At 64.6% G+C, this 17,794-nt stretch carries 17 protein-coding genes; 6 read left to right on the top strand and 11 right to left on the bottom strand.

The annotated features are described in order from the left end of the window. Positions 1 to 14 precede the first annotated feature (14 nt). A complete protein-coding gene (locus IVB07_RS26635) occupies positions 15 to 224 on the bottom strand; it encodes a ferredoxin (protein WP_007607931.1) in 210 nt (69 codons plus the stop codon). Between the two features lie 135 nt (positions 225 to 359). On the opposite strand from IVB07_RS26635, the gene IVB07_RS26630 reads away from it, so the two are divergent. Next, the gene (locus tag IVB07_RS26630; protein ID WP_018457006.1) at positions 360 to 1,007 is read left to right on the top strand and encodes a TetR/AcrR family transcriptional regulator; all 648 of its coding nucleotides are present in this window, start codon (positions 360 to 362) and stop codon (positions 1,005 to 1,007) included. Here IVB07_RS26630 and IVB07_RS26625 read toward each other — a convergent pair. The 4 genes from IVB07_RS26625 to IVB07_RS26610 all read right to left on the bottom strand — a co-directional run bounded on the left by IVB07_RS26625 (position 1,004) and on the right by IVB07_RS26610 (position 4,969). Beyond that, a complete protein-coding gene (locus tag IVB07_RS26625) occupies positions 1,004 to 1,654 on the bottom strand; it encodes an aspartate/glutamate racemase family protein (protein WP_247766762.1) in 651 nt (216 codons plus the stop codon). The genes IVB07_RS26630 and IVB07_RS26625 overlap by 4 nt on opposite strands. A gap of 63 nt (positions 1,655 to 1,717) precedes the next feature. Further along, a complete protein-coding gene (locus IVB07_RS26620) occupies positions 1,718 to 2,731 on the bottom strand; it encodes an amino acid ABC transporter substrate-binding protein (protein WP_247368203.1) in 1,014 nt (337 codons plus the stop codon). 12 nt (positions 2,732 to 2,743) lie between these two features. Then, positions 2,744 to 4,093 (bottom strand): aspartate aminotransferase family protein, encoded by a 1,350-nt coding sequence (locus IVB07_RS26615; protein WP_247363472.1) that lies wholly within the window; start codon positions 4,091 to 4,093, stop codon positions 2,744 to 2,746. A gap of 3 nt (positions 4,094 to 4,096) precedes the next feature. Beyond that, the gene (locus tag IVB07_RS26610) at positions 4,097 to 4,969 is read right to left on the bottom strand and encodes an SIS domain-containing protein (RefSeq protein WP_204510624.1); all 873 of its coding nucleotides are present in this window, start codon (positions 4,967 to 4,969) and stop codon (positions 4,097 to 4,099) included. An 86-nt stretch (positions 4,970 to 5,055) separates the two neighbouring features. Here IVB07_RS26610 and IVB07_RS26605 point away from each other — a divergent pair, with 86 nt between their 5' ends. Beyond that, entirely contained in the window at positions 5,056 to 6,243 is a 1,188-nt protein-coding gene (locus tag IVB07_RS26605; RefSeq protein ID WP_247766754.1) for an ABC transporter permease subunit, read from the top strand. 2 nt (positions 6,244 to 6,245) lie between these two features. Beyond that, positions 6,246 to 7,352 (top strand): amino acid ABC transporter permease, encoded by a 1,107-nt coding sequence (locus tag IVB07_RS26600; RefSeq protein WP_247363470.1) that lies wholly within the window; start codon positions 6,246 to 6,248, stop codon positions 7,350 to 7,352. Between the two features lie 155 nt (positions 7,353 to 7,507). On the opposite strand, the gene IVB07_RS26595 is transcribed toward IVB07_RS26600, so the two are convergent. Together IVB07_RS26595 and IVB07_RS26590 are read right to left on the bottom strand one after the other, a co-directional pair. Continuing rightward, the gene (locus IVB07_RS26595) at positions 7,508 to 8,926 is read right to left on the bottom strand and encodes an amidase family protein (protein ID WP_085385873.1); all 1,419 of its coding nucleotides are present in this window, start codon (positions 8,924 to 8,926) and stop codon (positions 7,508 to 7,510) included. A gap of 157 nt (positions 8,927 to 9,083) precedes the next feature. After that, positions 9,084 to 9,860: an SDR family oxidoreductase gene (locus tag IVB07_RS26590; protein WP_018456998.1), complete on the bottom strand. Its 777-nt coding sequence runs from the start codon at positions 9,858 to 9,860 to the stop codon at positions 9,084 to 9,086. A 157-nt stretch (positions 9,861 to 10,017) separates the two neighbouring features. Between IVB07_RS26590 and IVB07_RS26585 the strand changes: the two genes are divergently transcribed. Further along, positions 10,018 to 11,091 (top strand): tartrate dehydrogenase, encoded by a 1,074-nt coding sequence (locus IVB07_RS26585; protein WP_085362309.1) that lies wholly within the window; start codon positions 10,018 to 10,020, stop codon positions 11,089 to 11,091. Positions 11,092 to 11,284: 193 nt separating this feature from the next. Here the strand turns inward: IVB07_RS26585 and IVB07_RS26580 are convergent, their stop codons facing one another. Genes IVB07_RS26580 through IVB07_RS26565 form a run of 4 tightly spaced genes read right to left on the bottom strand, consistent with a single transcriptional unit; the run spans position 11,285 to position 15,494 of the window. Continuing rightward, entirely contained in the window at positions 11,285 to 12,358 is a 1,074-nt protein-coding gene (locus tag IVB07_RS26580; protein ID WP_018456996.1) for a malate/lactate/ureidoglycolate dehydrogenase, read from the bottom strand. 11 nt (positions 12,359 to 12,369) lie between these two features. Further along, a complete protein-coding gene (locus IVB07_RS26575; protein ID WP_018456995.1) occupies positions 12,370 to 13,281 on the bottom strand; it encodes an NAD(P)-dependent oxidoreductase in 912 nt (303 codons plus the stop codon). A gap of 12 nt (positions 13,282 to 13,293) precedes the next feature. Further along, entirely contained in the window at positions 13,294 to 14,544 is a 1,251-nt protein-coding gene (locus IVB07_RS26570) for a Zn-dependent hydrolase (protein ID WP_018456994.1), read from the bottom strand. A 32-nt stretch (positions 14,545 to 14,576) separates the two neighbouring features. Continuing rightward, complete coding sequence (locus IVB07_RS26565; RefSeq protein WP_018456993.1) at positions 14,577 to 15,494, bottom strand: LysR family transcriptional regulator; 918 nt, start codon at positions 15,492 to 15,494, stop codon at positions 14,577 to 14,579. A gap of 120 nt (positions 15,495 to 15,614) precedes the next feature. Between IVB07_RS26565 and IVB07_RS26560 the strand changes: the two genes are divergently transcribed. Beyond that, positions 15,615 to 16,430 (top strand): putative hydro-lyase, encoded by an 816-nt coding sequence (locus IVB07_RS26560; RefSeq protein ID WP_247363469.1) that lies wholly within the window; start codon positions 15,615 to 15,617, stop codon positions 16,428 to 16,430. An 89-nt stretch (positions 16,431 to 16,519) separates the two neighbouring features. Beyond that, the gene (locus tag IVB07_RS26555) at positions 16,520 to 17,764 is read left to right on the top strand and encodes an ABC transporter substrate-binding protein (protein WP_018456991.1); all 1,245 of its coding nucleotides are present in this window, start codon (positions 16,520 to 16,522) and stop codon (positions 17,762 to 17,764) included. Positions 17,765 to 17,794 lie beyond the last annotated feature (30 nt).

Genomic DNA, 17,794 nt, shown 5'->3' with positions numbered 1-17,794 from the left:
CAGAAGCGGGCGCGCTACTCCTCGATCACGTCGATCGCGATTTCCGGGCAATTGGACTTGGCGAGCCAGGCCTTGTCTTCGAGGCCGGGCGGGACCGTGCCGTCGCCGGCTTCGTGGGCGTTGCCGTATTCGTCCAGCTCGAACAGCTCCGGCGCCAGCGCCTTGCAGCGCGCGTGCCCCTGGCATTTGTCGGGATCAACGTGAACCCTCAGTCGCTCTGTCATGGCGGCTTCCTCGATGGTGTGCACTCCGGCCCGAAGGCGGCGCGCGCTCCCATTTGAGTTTTTGTTCAAGTTATAGGCTATTACATTCGCGGCAGGCTTCCCCTGTCAAGCGCAAACTTATAGGCTCTGCGCAACATGCGTTCACAACTTGCCCGCAAGCCCGAGAATACCTACCACCACGGCGATCTCCGCGACGCCTTGATCAAGGCCGCGCTGCGCGAAGCCGAGCAGGGCGGGACGGAGGCGATCAGCATCAAGGCGCTGGCAAAGCAGCTGGGTGTTTCGCAGCCGGCGCCCTACCGGCATTTCGCCGATCGCGAGGCGCTGCTTGCGGCGGTGACGGCGGAGGCGTTCCGGCAGCTCAACGGGATATTGCGGGCGGCGATGGCAAAGCCGTCGAAGCGGTCGAAGCTGTCGCTGCTGGCGCAGGCGACGCTGGATTTCGGCTTACGCCGCAATGGCATCTACCGCTTGATGTTCGCCTCGCGCACGGTGTCGTGTGCGGCGAAAGGCAGCGAGCTGCACGAAGCGACCCGCGAAACCTTTGCGCTCGTGGTCGACGCATTGGAAGCCCCGGCCGTTGATTATCTGCGCGAGCGGCAGGCGCTCAAGATCTGGGCGGCGGTGCACGGCGTGGTGATGCTGGCTGAGCAGGGACTGTTCACCGGCGAGGCGGCCCATGCCACGCGCGAAGACCTGGTCGAGGATTTTGTCAGTGAAACCAAGGCCGCGCTTGCGGCGGCGATCAAAGGCGCGCGGCGCCGGAAACAGGCTGGCGCTTAAGCCCTCGCCGCCAACAGCTTCATCAGCTTCTCGACGGCGCTGTCGGGCGTGGTCACGACAGGGCGGCCGGTGGCTTCTGCCACGAGAGGCGCGGTTGCCGCGATGCTGAACTGCGCGAGCGCGACGACGTCGCAATCGCGCAAATCGCGTGCGGCTTCCACGATCAGCCGGTCATGCGTAGCGCGGTCGCCACGGTCGAGCGCGGCCAGCACGCCTTCGGCGAGTTTCGGCACGATCTGGACGGAGGCCGGAAATTCCGGCGGCATCGAAGCCAGCGTCGGCGGGAAGGTCGAGAGCAGGCCGATCCGCCGGCCCATCGTCATCGCGCGCTCGATCATGGCTTCGTTCGGCTTGAGCACCGGCATCGGCGCATGTGCGCGCGCAACCGCCTCGATGCAGGAACCGAAGGCCGAGCAGGTGAACAGGATCGCGTCCGCGCCTGTCGCCGCGGCGTAGTGGCCGAGCGCAAGAAAGCGTTCGGTCATGGCATCGTTGAGCTTGCCGTCACGCGCCAGATCCGACGACAGGCTGTCGTCGAGCAGGTTCATCAGCCGCGCTTCCGGCCACACCTTCGCGAACGCAGCTTCGATCGGGGCGATGGAATGCTTGAGGGCGTGGATCAGCGCGATGCGAGGAGACTTCGTCATTGAACGTTACCTGATGGAAGGTCGCGAGCCCCGGACGCAACGCGTCCGGGACACGCAAAACGTTTACTTAAACGGCACCGCGTACATCAAGCCGCCTTTGCTCCAGAGACCGTTGAGGCCGCGCTCGAGCTTGAGCGGGCTCGCCTTGCCGACATTGCGCTCGTAGATCTCGCCGTAATTGCCGGTGGCCTTGATGGCCGTGACCAGCCATTTGTTGTCGAGCCCGAGCCGCGAGCCGAGATCGCCGGAGGCACCGAGCAGGCGTTGGATCGCGGGCGTCTGCGACTTCGCCATCTCATCGACATTGCCCTGTGTGACGCCGAGCTCTTCGGCCTCGATCAAGCCGTAGTGCAGCCAGGTGATGATGTCGCTCCAGACCTCGTCGCCATTGCGGGTGAAGGGGCCGAGCGGCTCCTTGCTGATGGTCTGCGGCAGCACGACGTAGTCGGCCGCGTTCGGCGCCGCGGTCGTCACGGCGCCAGCAAGCGCGGAAGCGTCCTGGGTCATGGCATCGCAGCGGCCGCCGAAGAAGGTCTGGTACATGGTGTCGACGCGGTCGAACACCAACGGCTTCCAATCGATGCCGTTGGCGCGGCCGTAATCGCCGAGCGTGACCTCATGCGTGGTACCCTGCGCGACGCAGACGGTGGCGCCCTTGAGGTCCTTGATCTCCTTCACGCCGAGGTCTTTCTTCACGACAAAGCCCTGACCGTCGTAGAAGTTGATTGGACCTTGCCGCAGGCCCAGCGTGACACCGCGCAGATAGGTCTGCGTCGAGTTGCGGTAGAGCACGTCGATCTCGCCGGACTGGAGCGCGGTGAAGCGGTTCTGCGCGGTCAGCGAGACGTAACGCACCTTGATGGCATCGCCGAGCACGCCGGCGGCGAGCGCGCGGCAATAATCGACGTCGAGACCCTTGTAGTTGCCTTGCGAATCCGGTGCGGAGAAGCCGGCGAAACCGGCGCTGACGCCGCATATCAGCGTGCCGCGGCTCTTCACCGTGTCGAGCGTTGCCGCCGACGCCACCACCGTCGACGCCGCGAGCACGCCGGCTATGATAACCACTTTCCTCATCATGCTTTTCTCCCCTCAGTGATTGACACGACGCAATACGCTGTCGACGGCCGTGCCGAGCTTGTCGACGATCAGATCGATCTCCTCCGCGGAGGTGATATAGGGCGGCGCCAGCAGCACGTGGTCGCCACGGATGCCGTCTGCGGTGCCGCCGCCGGGATAGCAGCCGAGGCCGTTGGCGAAGGCCTCCGCCTTGATCTTCTGATTCAGCTTCAGCGCGGGATCAAACGAGGTTCGGCTGGCGCGATCGGCGACGAGCTCGATCGCCCAGAACAGGCCGCGGCCCCTGATGTCGCCGATATGGCGGTGATTGCCGAAGCGCTCGGTGAGCCGCTGCTCGAGCTGCTTGCCGCGCTGCTTGACCCGGTCGAGCAGGCCGTCCTCGCGGATCACGTCCTGCACCGCGAGCGCGGCGGCGCAAGCGAGAGGGTGCGCCAGATACGTGTGGCCGTGCAGGAAGGCGCCCGAACCTGAGCGGATTGTGTCGATGATCCTGCCGCTCGCGAGCATTGCACCGATCGGCTGGTAGCCGCCGCCGAGACCCTTGGCGATCGCCTGGATGTCGGGTGCCACGCCTTCCTGCTCCCAGGCGTGCGTGGTGCCGGTGCGGCCCATGCCGCTCATGACCTCGTCGAGAATGAGCAGCGCGCCGTGTCGGTCGCAGATCTCGCGCACCGCCCTGAAGTAGCCGTCCGGCGCCGTGACGGCACCTGCGGTGGCGCCGACGACGGGCTCTGCGAGGAACGCGGCGACGGTGTCGGGGCCAAGCCGCTGAAACTCGGCTTCGAGTTCGGCGGCGAGCCGCGCCACGAACTGCGCGTCCGATTCACCATCGTGCTTCTCGTGATAGGCGAAGGCCGGGGTCACATGGCTGAAGGCGTCGGAGAGCAGCGGCGCATAGGGCGCACGCCGCCAGGCATTGCCGCCGGCGGCCAGTGCGCCAAGCGTGTTGCCGTGATAGCTCTGGCGCCGAGCGATGAAATGCTGCCGCTGCGGCTCGCCGCGTTCGATGAAAAATTGCCGCGCGAGCTTGATGCTGGCCTCGATCGCTTCCGATCCGCCGCTGACGAAATAGGCGTAGGCGAGGCCACCGGGCTCGTGGCCGACCAGCGTCTCGGCAAGCGCCTCCGCCGGCTCCGACGAGAAGAAGGCTGTGTGGGCATAAGCGAGGGTCGAAGCCTGCTTCGTGATCGCTGCGATCACGCGTGGATGCTGGTGGCCGAGGCAAGAGACCGCCGCGCCGCCGGAGGCGTCGATCACGCGGCGTCCGTCCTCGGCAAAGAGATAGACGCCTTCGCCGCCGATTGCCTTGGGCGGCGTTTCGCGCAGCGAGCGATGCAGCACGCGGCTGGTGCGGGCGGCCATGGGTCAACCTTTCTCTGATACGTAAGTTGAAGCCGCGGCCAGCCGGGCCTCGGTATTCTCCAGGCGCTTTTTCGCGGCCGTGCCGCCGAGCGAAAACGTCACGGCGGCGAGCGATTGCGCGATCGCGATGGCGCCGGTGAGGCTCGGGAAAAAGCCGGGAGAGGAGGCCGCCTCGAACAGCAGCACGTGGTCGGCACCTTCAGCCATCGGCGCCGATGGGCTATCGGCGATCGCGATCAGGGCCGCGCCGGCGCGATAGGCGGCCTGCGCGACCCGGACGCTCGCGTGGGTGTAGGGCATGAAGCCGATGACGATGACGGCCTCGCCGGGCCGGAACGCGCCCATATCGAGATCGTCGGGGCCGGACGCGCCGACGAGCTGCACCTGTTCGGGACGAAACAGCCGGAGCTCGTAGTTCAGCAATTCCGCGACGCTGCGGCAGCTTCGGTAGCCGGTGATCCAGATCCGCTTGGCGTGGTGGAGTGCGCGCGCCGCCTCCGCGATCGGCCGGGCCGGGATGCGCGGAAGGCCGGCGGCCTCGGCCTCCAGCTTGTCGGTGATGAGCGCGACATCGGCGTTCGGGCCGTGGCGGCGGCCCTTGGCGCGGCCGGAGAAAGGCGCTAGCTGCGAGGGCCGCCGCGCCTCCGTCAACGCCGCGCGCAATTCATCCCAACCCGAATAGCCGATCGCCTTGGCAAGCCGCGTGAACGCGGCGGGATCGGCGCCGGCAACCGCTGCGAGATCGCGCATCGAACGCGTGGTGGCGTCGTAATCGTTGGCTGCAACGAAACGCCCGACCTCCTGCAACCGCATCGGAAGCGATGGCAATGCAATGCGCAGTTCGCTCAGTGGCGAGGATTTCGCAGGCTCGGCCATGAAACATTTGTTGCACGAAGCTGAGTTTGGTGCAACAGTTGACGTGCGCTGCCGGAAATCGCCGTCTTGAGAAGGATTTTTGTGCTGTGACGTCAGACGGTCCGAGACCGCCGCCGCGCCGTCGCTTCTTCGGCGCCTTCGGGCAGCGCGAGCTGAAAGGCCTGTTCTGGCAGGTTCTGGTGGTGGGGATCGTAGTCGCGGTCATCGTGTTCCTCTGGTCCAACACGGTCACCAATCTCTCCGTGCGCCGCATCACGACCGGTTTTGCCTTCCTCGGCCGTGAGGCCGGGATGCCCATCGCCGACAGCCTGCTCGCCTACAATCCGAGGGACTCATATCTCTGGGCCTTTGTCGTCAGCATCGCCAATACCCTGCGCGTCGCCGTGATCGGAATCGTGCTTGCAACGATCCTGGGCACGGTGATCGGCATCTCGCGGCTGTCGGCCAATTGGCTGCTGTCGCGGCTCGCCGCGGTGTATGTCGAGACGCTCCGCGACATCCCGCTGCTGCTCCAGCTCCTGTTCTGGTACGTGCTGATGCAGGCGCTCCCGGCCGCGCGCGCGGCATGGCGGGCGATTGAGGGCGTGTTCCTGTCCAATCGCGGGTTGATCCTGCCGGCGATTCCCATCGGGACGCCGCAGCTTTGGGTGCTCGGCACGGCAGTGCTCGGACTTGTCGTGTTCTATGTGATCCGGCGGCGGCTCATCGCGCAGCAAATGCGCGACGGCAAGCCGCGGCCGGCCTGGCCTTTTGCACTCGGCTTGCTCGTTGTGCTGCCTGCGGCGGTGTCCGTGCTGCTGGGCGTGGCCTGGACGATCGAATGGCCTGAGTTGCGCGGCTTCAACTTCGTCGGCGGACTGACGCTCGCGCCGGAATATTTCGCGCTGCTGATCGCGCTCGTCACCTACACCTCGGCCTTCATCGCCGAGATTGTGCGCAGCGGCATCCAGTCGGTGCCGCGCGGCCAGTGGGATGCCGCCAACGCGCTGGGACTGCGCCGCAGCTTCATGCTGCGGCAGATCATCCTGCCACAGGCGCTACGCGTCATCGTGCCGCCAATGACGAGCCAGTACCTCAACCTGACCAAGAACTCTTCGCTCGCGGTGGCGATCGGCTATCAGGACGTGGTCTCGATCGCCAACACGACATTGAACCAGACCGGGCAGGCGATCGAGGCCATTGCCTTGATCATGGCGGTGTTTCTCACCATCAGCCTCGGCATCAGCTTTTTCATGAACTGGTACAATTCGCGCATCGCGCTGGTGGAGCGCTGACCATGACGGCGATCGCCGACATTCCGGAAGCATCGCGCGCCGCCCGCCGCCCGCAGATTGGTAACCCGGTGCTGCGCTGGCTGCGCACCAATCTGTTCTCGTCGATCCCGAACGGCATCCTCTCGGTCGTGTTGCTGGCGGTGCTTGCAAAGGGCCTCTTCAGCTTCGTGCAATGGGGTATCGCCAATGCGGTCTGGGTCACCCCGGCGAACGATTCCAGCGCCTGCCGCGCGGTACGCGGCCTCGGTGCATGCTGGGCAATCATCCCCGAAAAATACCGCTTCATCCTGTTTGGCACCTATCCGTTCGACGAGCAGTGGCGGCCGGCACTGGCGGTGCTGCTGTTCATCGCCCTGTTCTATCTCTCCAGCCGCCGCGCCTTATGGCGGCGCGAACTGGCCTATCTCTGGATCGGAGCGCTCGCGCTGATCAGTATGCTGATGTGGGGTGGCATACTCGGTCTGTCGTTCGTCTCGCAGGACCGTTGGGGTGGTTTGCCGGTGACGCTGATCCTGGCGACCTTTGGTCTGGCCTTCGGCTTCCCGCTCGGCATCCTCGTCGCACTAGGCCGGCGCTCAAAACTGCCGGCGATCCGCTCGCTCAGCGTGCTCTATGTCGAGCTGATCCGCGGCGTGCCGCTGGTCAGTCTGCTGTTCATGGCGAGCGTGATGTTTCCGCTGTTCATGCCGAACGGATTCAACATCGACAAGCTCTTGCGCGCGCAGGTCGCGATCATCCTGTTCGCGGGTGCCTATCTTGCCGAAGTCATCCGCGGCGGCCTCCAGGCCGTGCCCCGCGGGCAATACGAGGCCGCCGAGGCGCTCGGCCTGTCCTACTGGCGCAAGAACCGGCTGATCGTCCTGCCGCAGGCGATCCGTCACGTCATCCCGCCGCTGGTCAACACCTTCATCGCCTTCTTCAAGGACACCAGCCTCGTTCTGATCATCGGTATCTTCGACCTGCTCACCACGGCCAAGACCGCGATCATCGATCCGGCGTGGCAGCAATTCTCCGTCGAAGTCTACATCTTCGTCGCCGTGATCTATTTTGTCTTCTGCTTCGCGATGTCGCGGTATAGCCGGAGCCTGGAGGCGACGAGCGGAAGGTGAAGGCCGCGCGTGTTCCGGACAAGGTGCGGCGCAAAGCGCTGCACCGCAGAGCCGGGACCCAGGGATACACGGGAAGTCCTGGAGACTTGGGCCCCGGCTCTGCAGCGCACCGCCGAAGAGGCGCTGCGCCGCGTGCGGGGCACGAGAGCGGGAACCTAGTTCTTCACCCGCGGATCAATCGGCGTCGTGCCACGCACGCCCAAAATATCCTCCAGCGTCTTCGCGCCGGCGATCACCTGCGCATCCGCGCGCGGAGCCCCGACGACCTGCAGGCCGACCGGAAGTCCCGATGCGGTGAAGCCGCACGGCAACGACAGCGCGGGACAGCAGGCGAGCGTGATGGCATAGACGATGCCGAGCCACTCGACGTAATTGTCGAACTTCTTGCCGGCGCATTCGGCGACATAACGGTGCTCGATCGGGAAGGGCGGCACGATCGTGGTCGGTACCAGCAGCAGATCGTAGCTCTTGAAGAACTCGATCGCACGCGCGGTCATGCCGACGCGCTGCGCCTCGGCGCGTTCGAGCTGCTCGATCGTGAGCTTGAGGCCTTCCTCGATGTTCCAGATCACCTCGGGCTTGAGCAGGTCGCGCTTGGTGCGCAGCAGCTGCGCCTTGCTGATCGCGAAGTCGAACGCGCGCAGCACGTGGAAGCACTCATGCGCATCGCGCCAATCCGGATGCGCCTCCTCGACGATGGCGCCGGCTTCGGCAAAGCGTTCCGCCGCTTTCCGCGTGAGCGCTTTGACTTCGGGATCGACCGGTGTGATGCCGAGATCCGCCGAATAGGCGATGCGCTTCGGTTTGCTGCCTGACTGCGCCGCCGAGAGAAACGACGTCAAGGGCGTCGGCAGCGACAGCGGGTCGGCGGCATAGTCGCCGCTCATGGCGTCGAGCAGCAGCGCGAGATCCTCGACGTTGCGTGCCATCGGACCGACGACGCCGAGGTTGCGATCGATGGCCGCTTTCGGCGTGTGCGCGACGCGGCCGATGCTCGGCCGCATGCCCACGACGCCGCAGAAAGCTGCCGGACTGCGCAGACTGCCGCCCATGTCGGAGCCTTGCGCGAGCCAGGCCATGCCGGTCGCGAGCGCCACCGCCGCTCCGCCTGACGAGCCGGCTGCCGATTTGGATGTATCCCAGGGATTGAGGGTTGCGCCGAAGACCTCGTTGAAGGTGTTGGCGCCCGCACCGAATTCCGGCGTGTTCGACTTGGCATAGACGACCGCGCCGTTGGCCTCGAGATTTTCGACCAGGATGTCGGACGTCGCAGGGATGTTGTCCTTGAAGATCGGCGAGCCCTGAGTGTTCAGCACACCTGCAACATCGGTCAGATCCTTGATCGGCACCGGCAGGCCTGCGAGCAATCCGCGCGCACCGGCCGGCTTCCGCATCAGCGCCTTTGCGCTATCCCGCGCGCGATCGAAGCACAGCGTCGGCAGCGCGTTGACCTTGCCATCGACTTCGGTGATGCGCTTCTGCAGCACATCCAAGAGCTCCAGCGGCGAGACGTCGCCGGAGCGCAGCTTGTCGACGACGGCGCAAGCGGATTCGCGGATCAGGTCCTGAGACAACTATTCTACTCCTGTGCTTGTTTTAGGCTCCGTCATTGCCGAGGAGCGAAGCGACGAAACAATCCAGACTTTTGCCGCAGATACATTCCTGGATCGCTTCCGCCTTCGCTAAAGCTTCGGCGGACAAGTCGCTGCGCTCGCAATGACGAGGATAAAGTTAACCCCATCCTGCGCTGATTCCGCCATCCACCGTATAGATGACCCCCGACGTATAGCCCGCGCGATCCGACGCCAGGAACGCCATGAGATCGCCGATCTCGCGCGCATGCGCAGGCCTGCCGAGCGGCAGGCTCTTCTGGAATTCCTTGTAGCGGCTCTCGTCGCCGAACTGGTGGTTTGCCCGCATCTTCAGCAGGGTGACGTGACGGTCAGTGCCAACCGGGCCGGGATTGATGCCGACCACACGGATGTTGTCGGCGAGGCTCTTGCCCCCGAGCGCGCGGGTGAAGGCCATCAGCGCGGCATTGCCGGCGCTGCCGCAGATGTAGTTGGCGTCGAATTTCTCGCCGGCGGCGCCGATGTCGTTGACGATCACGCCGCCGCCCTTCGCCTTCATCTGCGCATAGATCATACGCGTGAGGTTGATGTAGCCGAACACTTTCAATTCCCAGGCGTGCCGCCAGGTGGCCTCGTCGATCTTGTCAATGGAGCCGGCGGGAATGTCGCCGGCATTGTTGACGAGCACGTCGATGTCGGCGGCTTCCTTGGCGAGCCGCGTCAAATCCTCGCTCCTGCGCAAATCCACAATGCTCGTGGCGGCATCGATCTGGTGCGCCGAGCGCAAGCGCTCGGCCAAAGCCTTGAGCTGATCGCCATTGCGGGCGGCGAGGAGGAGATGACAGCCTTCCTCGGCAAAGGCCTCGGCGGCGGCTGCGCCGATACCCTTGGACGCGCCCGTGATCAGGACGCGCTTGCCACGCAGGTGCAGATCCATGGGAGTTACTCGCAGGAGAGGAACGGGAATAAAATCAGTAGGCGGTCGGCCGCGCCATGGTCAACATTGCAGTGCAGCGTTGCACTGCCGTCGCGTTTGGTCCATTGCAGTGCGGTCAAAAAGACGGCGGCTGCCGGACCAATCAAGGACGTTCTCGATGAGCAAGAAACAATACCGGATCGCGGTCATTCCCGGCGACGGCATCGGCAAGGAAGTGATGCCCGAGGGCCTGCGCGTTCTGGAGACCGCGGCGAAGAAGCACGGCGTGTCCCTTCATTTCGATCATTTCGACTTCTCGTCGTGGGACTATTACGAGAAGCACGGCCAGATGATGCCGGACGATTGGAAGGATCAGATCGGCAAGCACGATGCGATCTATTTCGGCGCGGTCGGCTGGCCGGCCAAGATTCCGGATCACGTCTCGCTCTGGGGTTCACTGATCAAATTCCGCCGCGAGTTCGACCAATATGTGAATTTGCGCCCGGTGCGGCTGATGCCGGGCGTGCCGTCGCCGCTGGCCAACCGCAAGCCCGGCGACATTGATTTCTGGGTCGTGCGCGAGAACACCGAAGGCGAATATTCCTCCGTCGGCGGCCGCATGTTCCCGGACACCGACCGTGAATTCGTGACGCAGCAGACGGTGATGACCCGCATCGGCGTCGATCGCATCCTGAAGTTCGCATTCGAGCTCGCGCAGTCGCGGCCGAAGAAGCACCTGACCTCGGCGACCAAGTCGAACGGCATCTCCATCACCATGCCCTATTGGGACGAGCGCGTGGAGGCGATGGCGAAGAAGTATCCAAGCGTGAAGTGGGACAAGTATCACATCGACATCCTGACCGCGAACTTCGTGCTGCATCCGGATTGGTTCGACGTCGTGGTCGGCTCCAATTTGTTCGGTGACATCCTGTCGGATCTCGGCCCGGCCTGCACCGGCACCATCGGCATCGCGCCGTCCGGCAACATCAACCCCGACGGCAATTTCCCGTCGGTGTTCGAGCCGGTGCACGGCTCGGCGCCCGACATCGCGGGGCAGGGCATCGCCAATCCGATCGGCGCAATCTGGTCCGGCGCGATGATGCTCGAGCATCTCGGCGAGAAGAAAGCCGGCAAGTCGATCGTCGATGCGATCGAGCGCACGCTGGCAGAGCGCACGCTCCGCACCAAGGATCTCGGCGGCAATGCCGACACTACGGCTTGCGGCAAGGCGGTCGCGGATATGGTGGATTAGAGCGCTGCTTTCCCTCCCCCCTTGTGGGGGAGGGTGGCTTCGATGCGAAGCATCGAAGACGGGTGAGGGGTTGTCTCCGCGGAGACAGACCTCTCAATTGTGCATTTCCCTTCGCGGACAGAACCCCTCATCCGGCGCTTCGCGCCACCTTCTCCCACAAGGGGAGAAGGGAAGAGCACCGTGCTCCGCCTCACTACCCCGCGATCTTCTCGATCGCCGCCTGATCCAGCCCGAACTTCTTTCCGGCCTCCAGAATCTCCTGCCAGGTGGTCGGATCGACAGGAATGCCTTCCGCGAGCCGCTTCTTCTTCGTCGCGCGCTCGGGCTCACCCGCGATCTTCACCTTGTCGACGCCTGGGGCCGGAGGTGAGCCGGTGTGCCAGGCGACGAAGCTCTCGACTTCGCGCGCGAGATTCTCCGCGGTGCCGAGCTTGCCGGGGTCGATGATGATCGAGAGCATGCCGTTGAGGACGTTGTGCTTGCCATCGGACGGACCCTTGACCACCTGCCCGCCGGAGAGCGCGCCGCCGAGGATTTCGCAAACCAGCGCGAGCCCTGAACCCTTGTGCTCGCCGAACGGCAGGATGGCGCCGTATGGCGGGATCACGGTGTAGCGCGGGTTGGTGGTCGGCTTGCCCTCATTGTCGATGATCGTGCCGGGCTCCAGCTCGACGCCCTTGTTGTGGGCGACGCGGGTCTTGCCCTGCGCGATCCTGCTGGTGGCGAAGTCGAGCACGATGGGGTCCTTGCCCGCGCGCGGGATGCCGACGCAGAACGGGTTGGTGCCGTGGCGCGCATCGCTGCCGCCCCAGGGCGCCACGATGGGACGCGAGATCACGTTGACGAAGTGGATCGAGACCAGCCCATGGTCGATGCACTGCTCGGCCCAGTGGCCGATGCGGCCGATATGGTGCGAGTTTGAGAGGCCGACGAGACACACGCCGTTGCGCTTGGCGCGCTCGGCTGCCAGCTCCATCGCTTCATGGCCGATCACTTGGCCGTAGCCGGTGAGCCCGTCGAGGGTGAGAAGCGGACCGGTGTCGAGCACGACCTTGACGTGCTGGTTCACGGCGAGGCCGCCCGTGGTGACGCTCTGGACATAGCGCGGGATCATGCCGACGCCGTGCGAATCGTGTCCCTTGAGGTTGGCCTCGACCAGATTGGTGGACACGAGCTCGGCCTCGCGGTCCGTAGACCCGCCGGCCTTGACGATGGCGCTGATAGCTTCGATGAGCGGCTGTGCCTTGATGGTGCGGTAATCGGCCATTGTTGTTGCTCTTATTCCTTCACGATCCGGCGGCAGTGCTCCCATGCCGCGCCAATCAGGTTCTCGCTCGCCTCCGGGGTCCGGAACGCCGAATGCGCCGACAACGTCACGTTCGGCAGTTTTGTCAGCGGATGATCGCCGGGCAATGGCTCGATATTGAACACGTCGAGGCCGGCATGGCGGATGTGGCCCGACTTCAGGGCATCGATCATGGCGGCCTCGTCGACGACGGCGGCGCGGGCGGTGTTGATGAGGATGACGCCCGGCTTCATCTTCGCGATCATCTCGCGGGTGATCATGCCGCGCGTCTCGTCGTTGAGCAGCAGATGCAGCGATACGACGTCTGCTCTCGCCAACACCGTGTCGAGATCGGCGAATTCCACGCCCGGATAGCTCTTCGGCGAGCGGTTCCAGGCGATCACCTTCATGCCGCTGCCCAAGGCAATGCGCGCGACCTCCGCGGCAATACCGCCGAAGCCGATCAGGCCGAGCGTCTTGCCAGTGAGTTGCATGCCGTCTTCGCGGAGCCAGTTTCCGCCGCGCATCTCGCGGTCCATCATCGCGATGACGCGGGCCGAAGCCCACATCAGCGTGATCGCGCATTCCGCGACCGCCGTGTCGCCATAGCCCTTGATCAGGTGCACGGAGATGCCGAGCTCAGCGAGCTCCTCCGGGTTCATGTAGCTGCGCGCGCCGGTGCCGAGGAACACGACATGCTTCAACCCTGTGCACTTCTTTGCGACGTCGGTAGGCAGCGCGGTGTGGTCGACGATCGCGATCTCGGCGCCGTCGAGGATTTCAGGATATTGTTCGGGTTTGATGTCGGGATCCCTGTGGATCCGCACCTTGGGATCGCCGGGCTGCTCCAGCCGCTCCATGATCACGGCGAGAGTTTCATTGGCGTCGACGAAAACTCCGCGCATGGTTCTCTCCGGTCAGGATGCGACGCCGGCGATCGCCAGCACCGTGTGCATGAGGACGTTGGTGCCCGCGGCGCAATCGGGCTGCGTGGCGTCTTCCAGCTCGTTGTGGCTGATGCCGTCCTTGCAGGGCACGAACACCATTGCGGCCGGCATGATTGTGTTGAGATTGCAGGCGTCGTGGCCGGCGCCGGAGGTGATGCGGCGAGAGGAGTAGCCGAGCGTCTTCGCCGCGTTCTCGACTGCGGCAATCAATTTGGGATCGAAATGCGTCGGCGGCTTGCGCCAGACCAGGTCGATCTTCACCTCGACCTTGCGGCGTGCGGCGATCTCGGCAATCGCGCTGCGCAGATCGCGATCGAGCGCATCCATGATCGCGCCATCCGCACTGCGGCAATCCATCGTGAAGGCGATCTCGCCGGGAATGACGTTGCGCGAGGGGTTTGCGATCACGGCCTCGCCGATGGTACCGACGGCCTTCGGCCCGTACTTCCTCGCAATGGCCTCCATCGCCAGCACGATCTCGGACAGCGTCGCCAACGCGTCGCGCCGCAGCGGCATCGGCGTCGATCCGGCATGGCTCTCGAAGCCGGAAATCTTGCCGTCGTACCAAAGCACGCCCTGGCCGGAATCGACCACGCCGATGGTCTTGCCTTCGGCCTCCAGGATCGGGCCCTGCTCGATGTGCAATTCGACGAAGGAACCGAGCTTCTGGAACCCGACCGGCTTGTCGCCGCGATAACCGATGCCATCGAGCGCCTGGCCGACGGTGGTGCCATCAGCGTCCTTGCGCGACAAGATGTCATCGGTGGTGAAGTCGCCGACATAGGCAGCGGAGGCCATCATCGCGGGAGCGAAGCGCGAACCCTCTTCGTTGGTCCAGTTGACGACGCAGATCGGCGCCTCGGTTTCGATCCCGGCGTCGTTCAGCGTGCGGATCACTTCGAGCGCACCGAGCGTTCCCAGAATGCCGTCATACTTGCCGCCGGTCGGTTGCGTGTCGAGATGCGAGCCGATGCCGACGGGCGGCTTCGACATGTCGCGTCCCTTGCGCAGCCCGAACTGCGAGCCGAGCGCATCGGTGTGCACCTCCAAGCCGGCGTCCTCGCAGGCCTTGCGGAACCAGTCGCGTACCAGCTTGTCCTCCGCGCTCAGCGTCAGCCGCCGCACGCCGCCCTTGGCCGTCGCGCCGAACTGCGCGGTCTCGTGGATGGAGCCCCAGAGGCGGGCGGAATCGATTTGCAAATTGGTGGCGGCTCGGCTCATGCGGTCAGTCTCTCAATTGTCCGGCGCCTGTTTCAATGACGCGCCGGCGCGGGCGCGTCAACTGCGAGGCTGCTCTGCGCAATCTGACATGCAAGCTCTGCGACCCGCTCCACCGCCACGACATCGGGCGAGGCGAGCCAGCTCGCGGTGAATGTCAGCGGCGCGATTTTGAGATCGGTGTCGAGCAGTTGCAACCGCCCGTCTGCGAGCTCGTTCTCGACGATGGCGTCGGGGATCACGGCGATGCCGAGGCCCTCGACCGCCATGTGGATGACGGTCGCAAGCGAGGCGGAGGCGTGCAGCCGGATCGGAGGCAGCTCCGGCCGGTCGAACACTTCGCGCACGACCTCGTAGGGACGCGTCTTCCGCGGGAAGGTAATGATCGGAAACCGCGCGAGCTCAGCCCGCGTCACCGGTCCATCGCCGAGGCCGAGCGAGGGGCTGGCGAGAAAACCGATCGGATAGTCGGCGAGGACGCGATTGTGCACCCCGGAGGCCGAGAGCGGACCGACGACGAAGGCAAGCTCGATCTCCTGCGCAAGCAGGCGCGCGGTCAGGTTCGGCGTGATGTCGACCTCGATCTCCAGCGACAGGTTTGGGTAGACCTCGTTCATGCTCTTCACCAGCCGCGGCAGCCAAGTGTGCACGATGGTTTCGGCGACGCCGAGTCGCATCACGCCGCGCATCGCCGAGCGGTCGCCGATCTCGGCGATCATCGCGGCGCGCAGGCCGATCAGCTTCTCCGCATAGACCATCATCTGTCGGCCGCTCGGTGTCGGCGAGGCCACGCGGTGGTCGCGATTTAGGAGCTTCACCCCCATCTCGCGCTCGAGCTGGGCGATGCGCTGGGAGATCGCCGGCTGAGTCGTGTTGAGGCGTGCTGCGGCGCCGCGAAAGCTGCCGAGCTTCACAACCCAAAGGAACGTCTCGATCGATCTGAAGTCCAGCATTGGAAGGATTTTCCCGTCCGATAAATGAAATTTATCGATATTGATTAGAAAGGAAGATTAGACTTTATAGCACGCGTGGTGTTGGCTTGTCTTTGTCGAGTTTATAGGCAGGTCGATCCCATGACTGTTTTGGTGGCAGTGCAGCAAACTGAAACGCCCGACACGCTCCCGAGCCGCAAGGCGCGGCTTGCCTACCGCGAGGGGCTGGTCGCCTCCACCGCCGGCGTTGCCCCCGGCTTCGTCCAGGGCAATCTGGCAATCTTGCCGGCGGAATATGCCGGGGCGTTCCATCGCTTCTGCCAGCTCAATCCCAAGCCGTGCCCGATCATCGGCATGTCCGATGTGGGCAGTCCGCACATCCCGGCGCTGGGCGCCGATCTCGACATTCGCACCGACGTGCCGCGCTATCGCGTCTGGCGCGACGGCGAAGTCGTGGACGAGCCGACCGATGTCACCAAATACTGGCCCGACGATCTCGTGACCTTCGTGCTCGGCTGCTCGTTCTCGTTCGAAGAGGCGCTGCTCGACGAGGGCATGCCGATCCGCCACATCGAGCACAATGTGCGCGTGCCGATGTATCGCACCAACATCGCTTGCGGCGAGTCCGGTCCCTTTGCCGGTCCCATGGTGGTGTCGATGCGTCCGTTCAAGCCGGCGGATGCGATCCGTGCGGTGCAGATCACCTCGCGCTATCCGGCCGTGCACGGCGCGCCCGTGCATCTCGGCCATCCGCACCTGATCGGCATCAAGGACATCGCCAAGCCCGATTACGGCGATCCGGTGCCGGTCGCCGACGACGAGATCCCGGTGTTCTGGGCCTGCGGCGTGACACCGCAATCGGTCATCAACGCTGCCAAGCTGCCGTTTGCGATCACGCATTCGCCCGGCCTGATGCTGGTGACGGATCTCAAGAACAGGACCATGGCCGTGATTTAGTGGGCAGCGTTTGCTGCTTCTTCGAGCTTTACCGCATCCATCAATCGCTTCATTCGATCGGCTGAAATTCAGTAACAGGGGACTTTGCCATGACGATCACTCGCCGCGACGTATTGTTGGGAGCCACCGCTACGGCCGCGCTAGTGCCGCTGGCAGCGCGCGCACAGACTTCGGAAGTCGTGATCGGCGTGATCTATCCGTTCTCCGGCGGCAGCGCACAGCAGGGCGTCGACGCGCAGAAGGCCTATGAAACCGCGCTCGAGGTCATCAACAAGGACACCGATTTCGACCTGCCACTGGCGAAGGGCGAGGGCCTGCCGGGTCTCGGCGGCGCAAAGGTCCGCCTCGTTTTCGCCGACCACCAGGCCGATCCGCAGAAGGGCCGCGCCGAGGCCGAGCGCCTGATCACGCAGGAGAAGGTCTCCGCCATCATCGGCACCTATCAGAGCGCGGTCGCCGTCACCGTCAGCCAGATCTGCGAGCGCTACCAGATCCCGTTCGTCTCGGCCGACAACTCCTCGCCCAGCCTGCATCGCCGTGGCCTGAAATATTACTTCCGCGCCGCGCCGCATGACGAGATGTACTCGGCCGCCATGTTCGACTTCTTCGATGCCTTGAAGAAGAAGGGCACCAAGATCGAGACGCTATCGCTGTTCCACGAGGACACCATCTTCGGCACCGATTCCGGCAACGCCCAGGCCAAGATCGCCGGCGAGCGCGGCTACAAGATCGTCTCCGACATCAAGTATCGCGCCAACTCGCCCTCGCTCTCGGCCGAGGTGCAGCAGCTCAAGAGCGCCAACGCCGACGTGCTGATGCCCTCGAGCTACACCACTGATGGCATCTTGCTGGTGAAGACCATGGGCGAGCTTGGTTACAAGCCGAACGCGATCGTGGCGCAGGACGCCGGTTTCTCCGAGAAGGCGCTCTACGACGCTGTCGGCGACAAGCTGGAAGGCGTGATCTCGCGCGGCACCTTCTCGCTCGACCTCGCGCAGAAGCGTCCGATGGTTGGCAAGATCAACGAGATGTTCAAGACGCGGTCGGGCAAGGATTTCAACGACCTCACCTCGCGTCAGTTCATGGGCCTGATCATCCTCGCCGACGCCATCAGCCGCGCCAAGTCGACTGACGGCGAGAAGATCCGCGACGCGCTGGCCGCCACCGACATCCCGGGCGAGCAGACCATCATGCCCTGGAAGCGTGTCAAGTTCGACGAGATGGGCCAGAACAACGACGCCGACCCGGTGCTGCTGCAATATGTCGGCGGCAAGTTCGTCACCATCTTCCCGCCGCAGGCCGCGATCGCCGAGGCGATCTGGCCGATGAAGTAAGACACGGCGAGCGGGAGCACAGATCGTAGC

It is taken from the genome of Bradyrhizobium sp. 172, from assembly GCF_023101065.1.
In the GTDB taxonomy this organism is placed as follows: domain Bacteria; phylum Pseudomonadota; class Alphaproteobacteria; order Rhizobiales; family Xanthobacteraceae; genus Bradyrhizobium; species Bradyrhizobium canariense_D.
Note: the sequence above shows the minus strand (reverse complement) of the source record. Positions and strands in the feature narration are given on the sequence as shown.

Bases quoted from the DNA above. Each gene is read 5' to 3' on its own strand.
- IVB07_RS26635 (WP_007607931.1), bottom strand. From the start codon at position 224: ATGACAGAGCGACTGAGGGTTCACGTTGATCCCGACAAATGCCAGGGG.
- IVB07_RS26630 (WP_018457006.1), top strand. From the start codon at position 360: ATGCGTTCACAACTTGCCCGCAAGCCCGAGAATACCTACCACCACGGC.
- IVB07_RS26625 (WP_247766762.1), bottom strand. From the start codon at position 1,654: ATGACGAAGTCTCCTCGCATCGCGCTGATCCACGCCCTCAAGCATTCC.
- IVB07_RS26620 (WP_247368203.1), bottom strand. From the start codon at position 2,731: ATGATGAGGAAAGTGGTTATCATAGCCGGCGTGCTCGCGGCGTCGACG.
- IVB07_RS26615 (WP_247363472.1), bottom strand. From the start codon at position 4,093: ATGGCCGCCCGCACCAGCCGCGTGCTGCATCGCTCGCTGCGCGAAACG.
- IVB07_RS26610 (WP_204510624.1), bottom strand. From the start codon at position 4,969: ATGGCCGAGCCTGCGAAATCCTCGCCACTGAGCGAACTGCGCATTGCA.
- IVB07_RS26600 (WP_247363470.1), top strand. From the start codon at position 6,246: ATGACGGCGATCGCCGACATTCCGGAAGCATCGCGCGCCGCCCGCCGC.
- IVB07_RS26590 (WP_018456998.1), bottom strand. From the start codon at position 9,860: ATGGATCTGCACCTGCGTGGCAAGCGCGTCCTGATCACGGGCGCGTCC.
- IVB07_RS26585 (WP_085362309.1), top strand. From the start codon at position 10,018: ATGAGCAAGAAACAATACCGGATCGCGGTCATTCCCGGCGACGGCATC.
- IVB07_RS26580 (WP_018456996.1), bottom strand. From the start codon at position 12,358: ATGGCCGATTACCGCACCATCAAGGCACAGCCGCTCATCGAAGCTATC.
- IVB07_RS26575 (WP_018456995.1), bottom strand. From the start codon at position 13,281: ATGCGCGGAGTTTTCGTCGACGCCAATGAAACTCTCGCCGTGATCATG.
- IVB07_RS26570 (WP_018456994.1), bottom strand. From the start codon at position 14,544: ATGAGCCGAGCCGCCACCAATTTGCAAATCGATTCCGCCCGCCTCTGG.
- IVB07_RS26565 (WP_018456993.1), bottom strand. From the start codon at position 15,494: ATGCTGGACTTCAGATCGATCGAGACGTTCCTTTGGGTTGTGAAGCTC.
- IVB07_RS26560 (WP_247363469.1), top strand. From the start codon at position 15,615: ATGACTGTTTTGGTGGCAGTGCAGCAAACTGAAACGCCCGACACGCTC.
- IVB07_RS26555 (WP_018456991.1), top strand. From the start codon at position 16,520: ATGACGATCACTCGCCGCGACGTATTGTTGGGAGCCACCGCTACGGCC.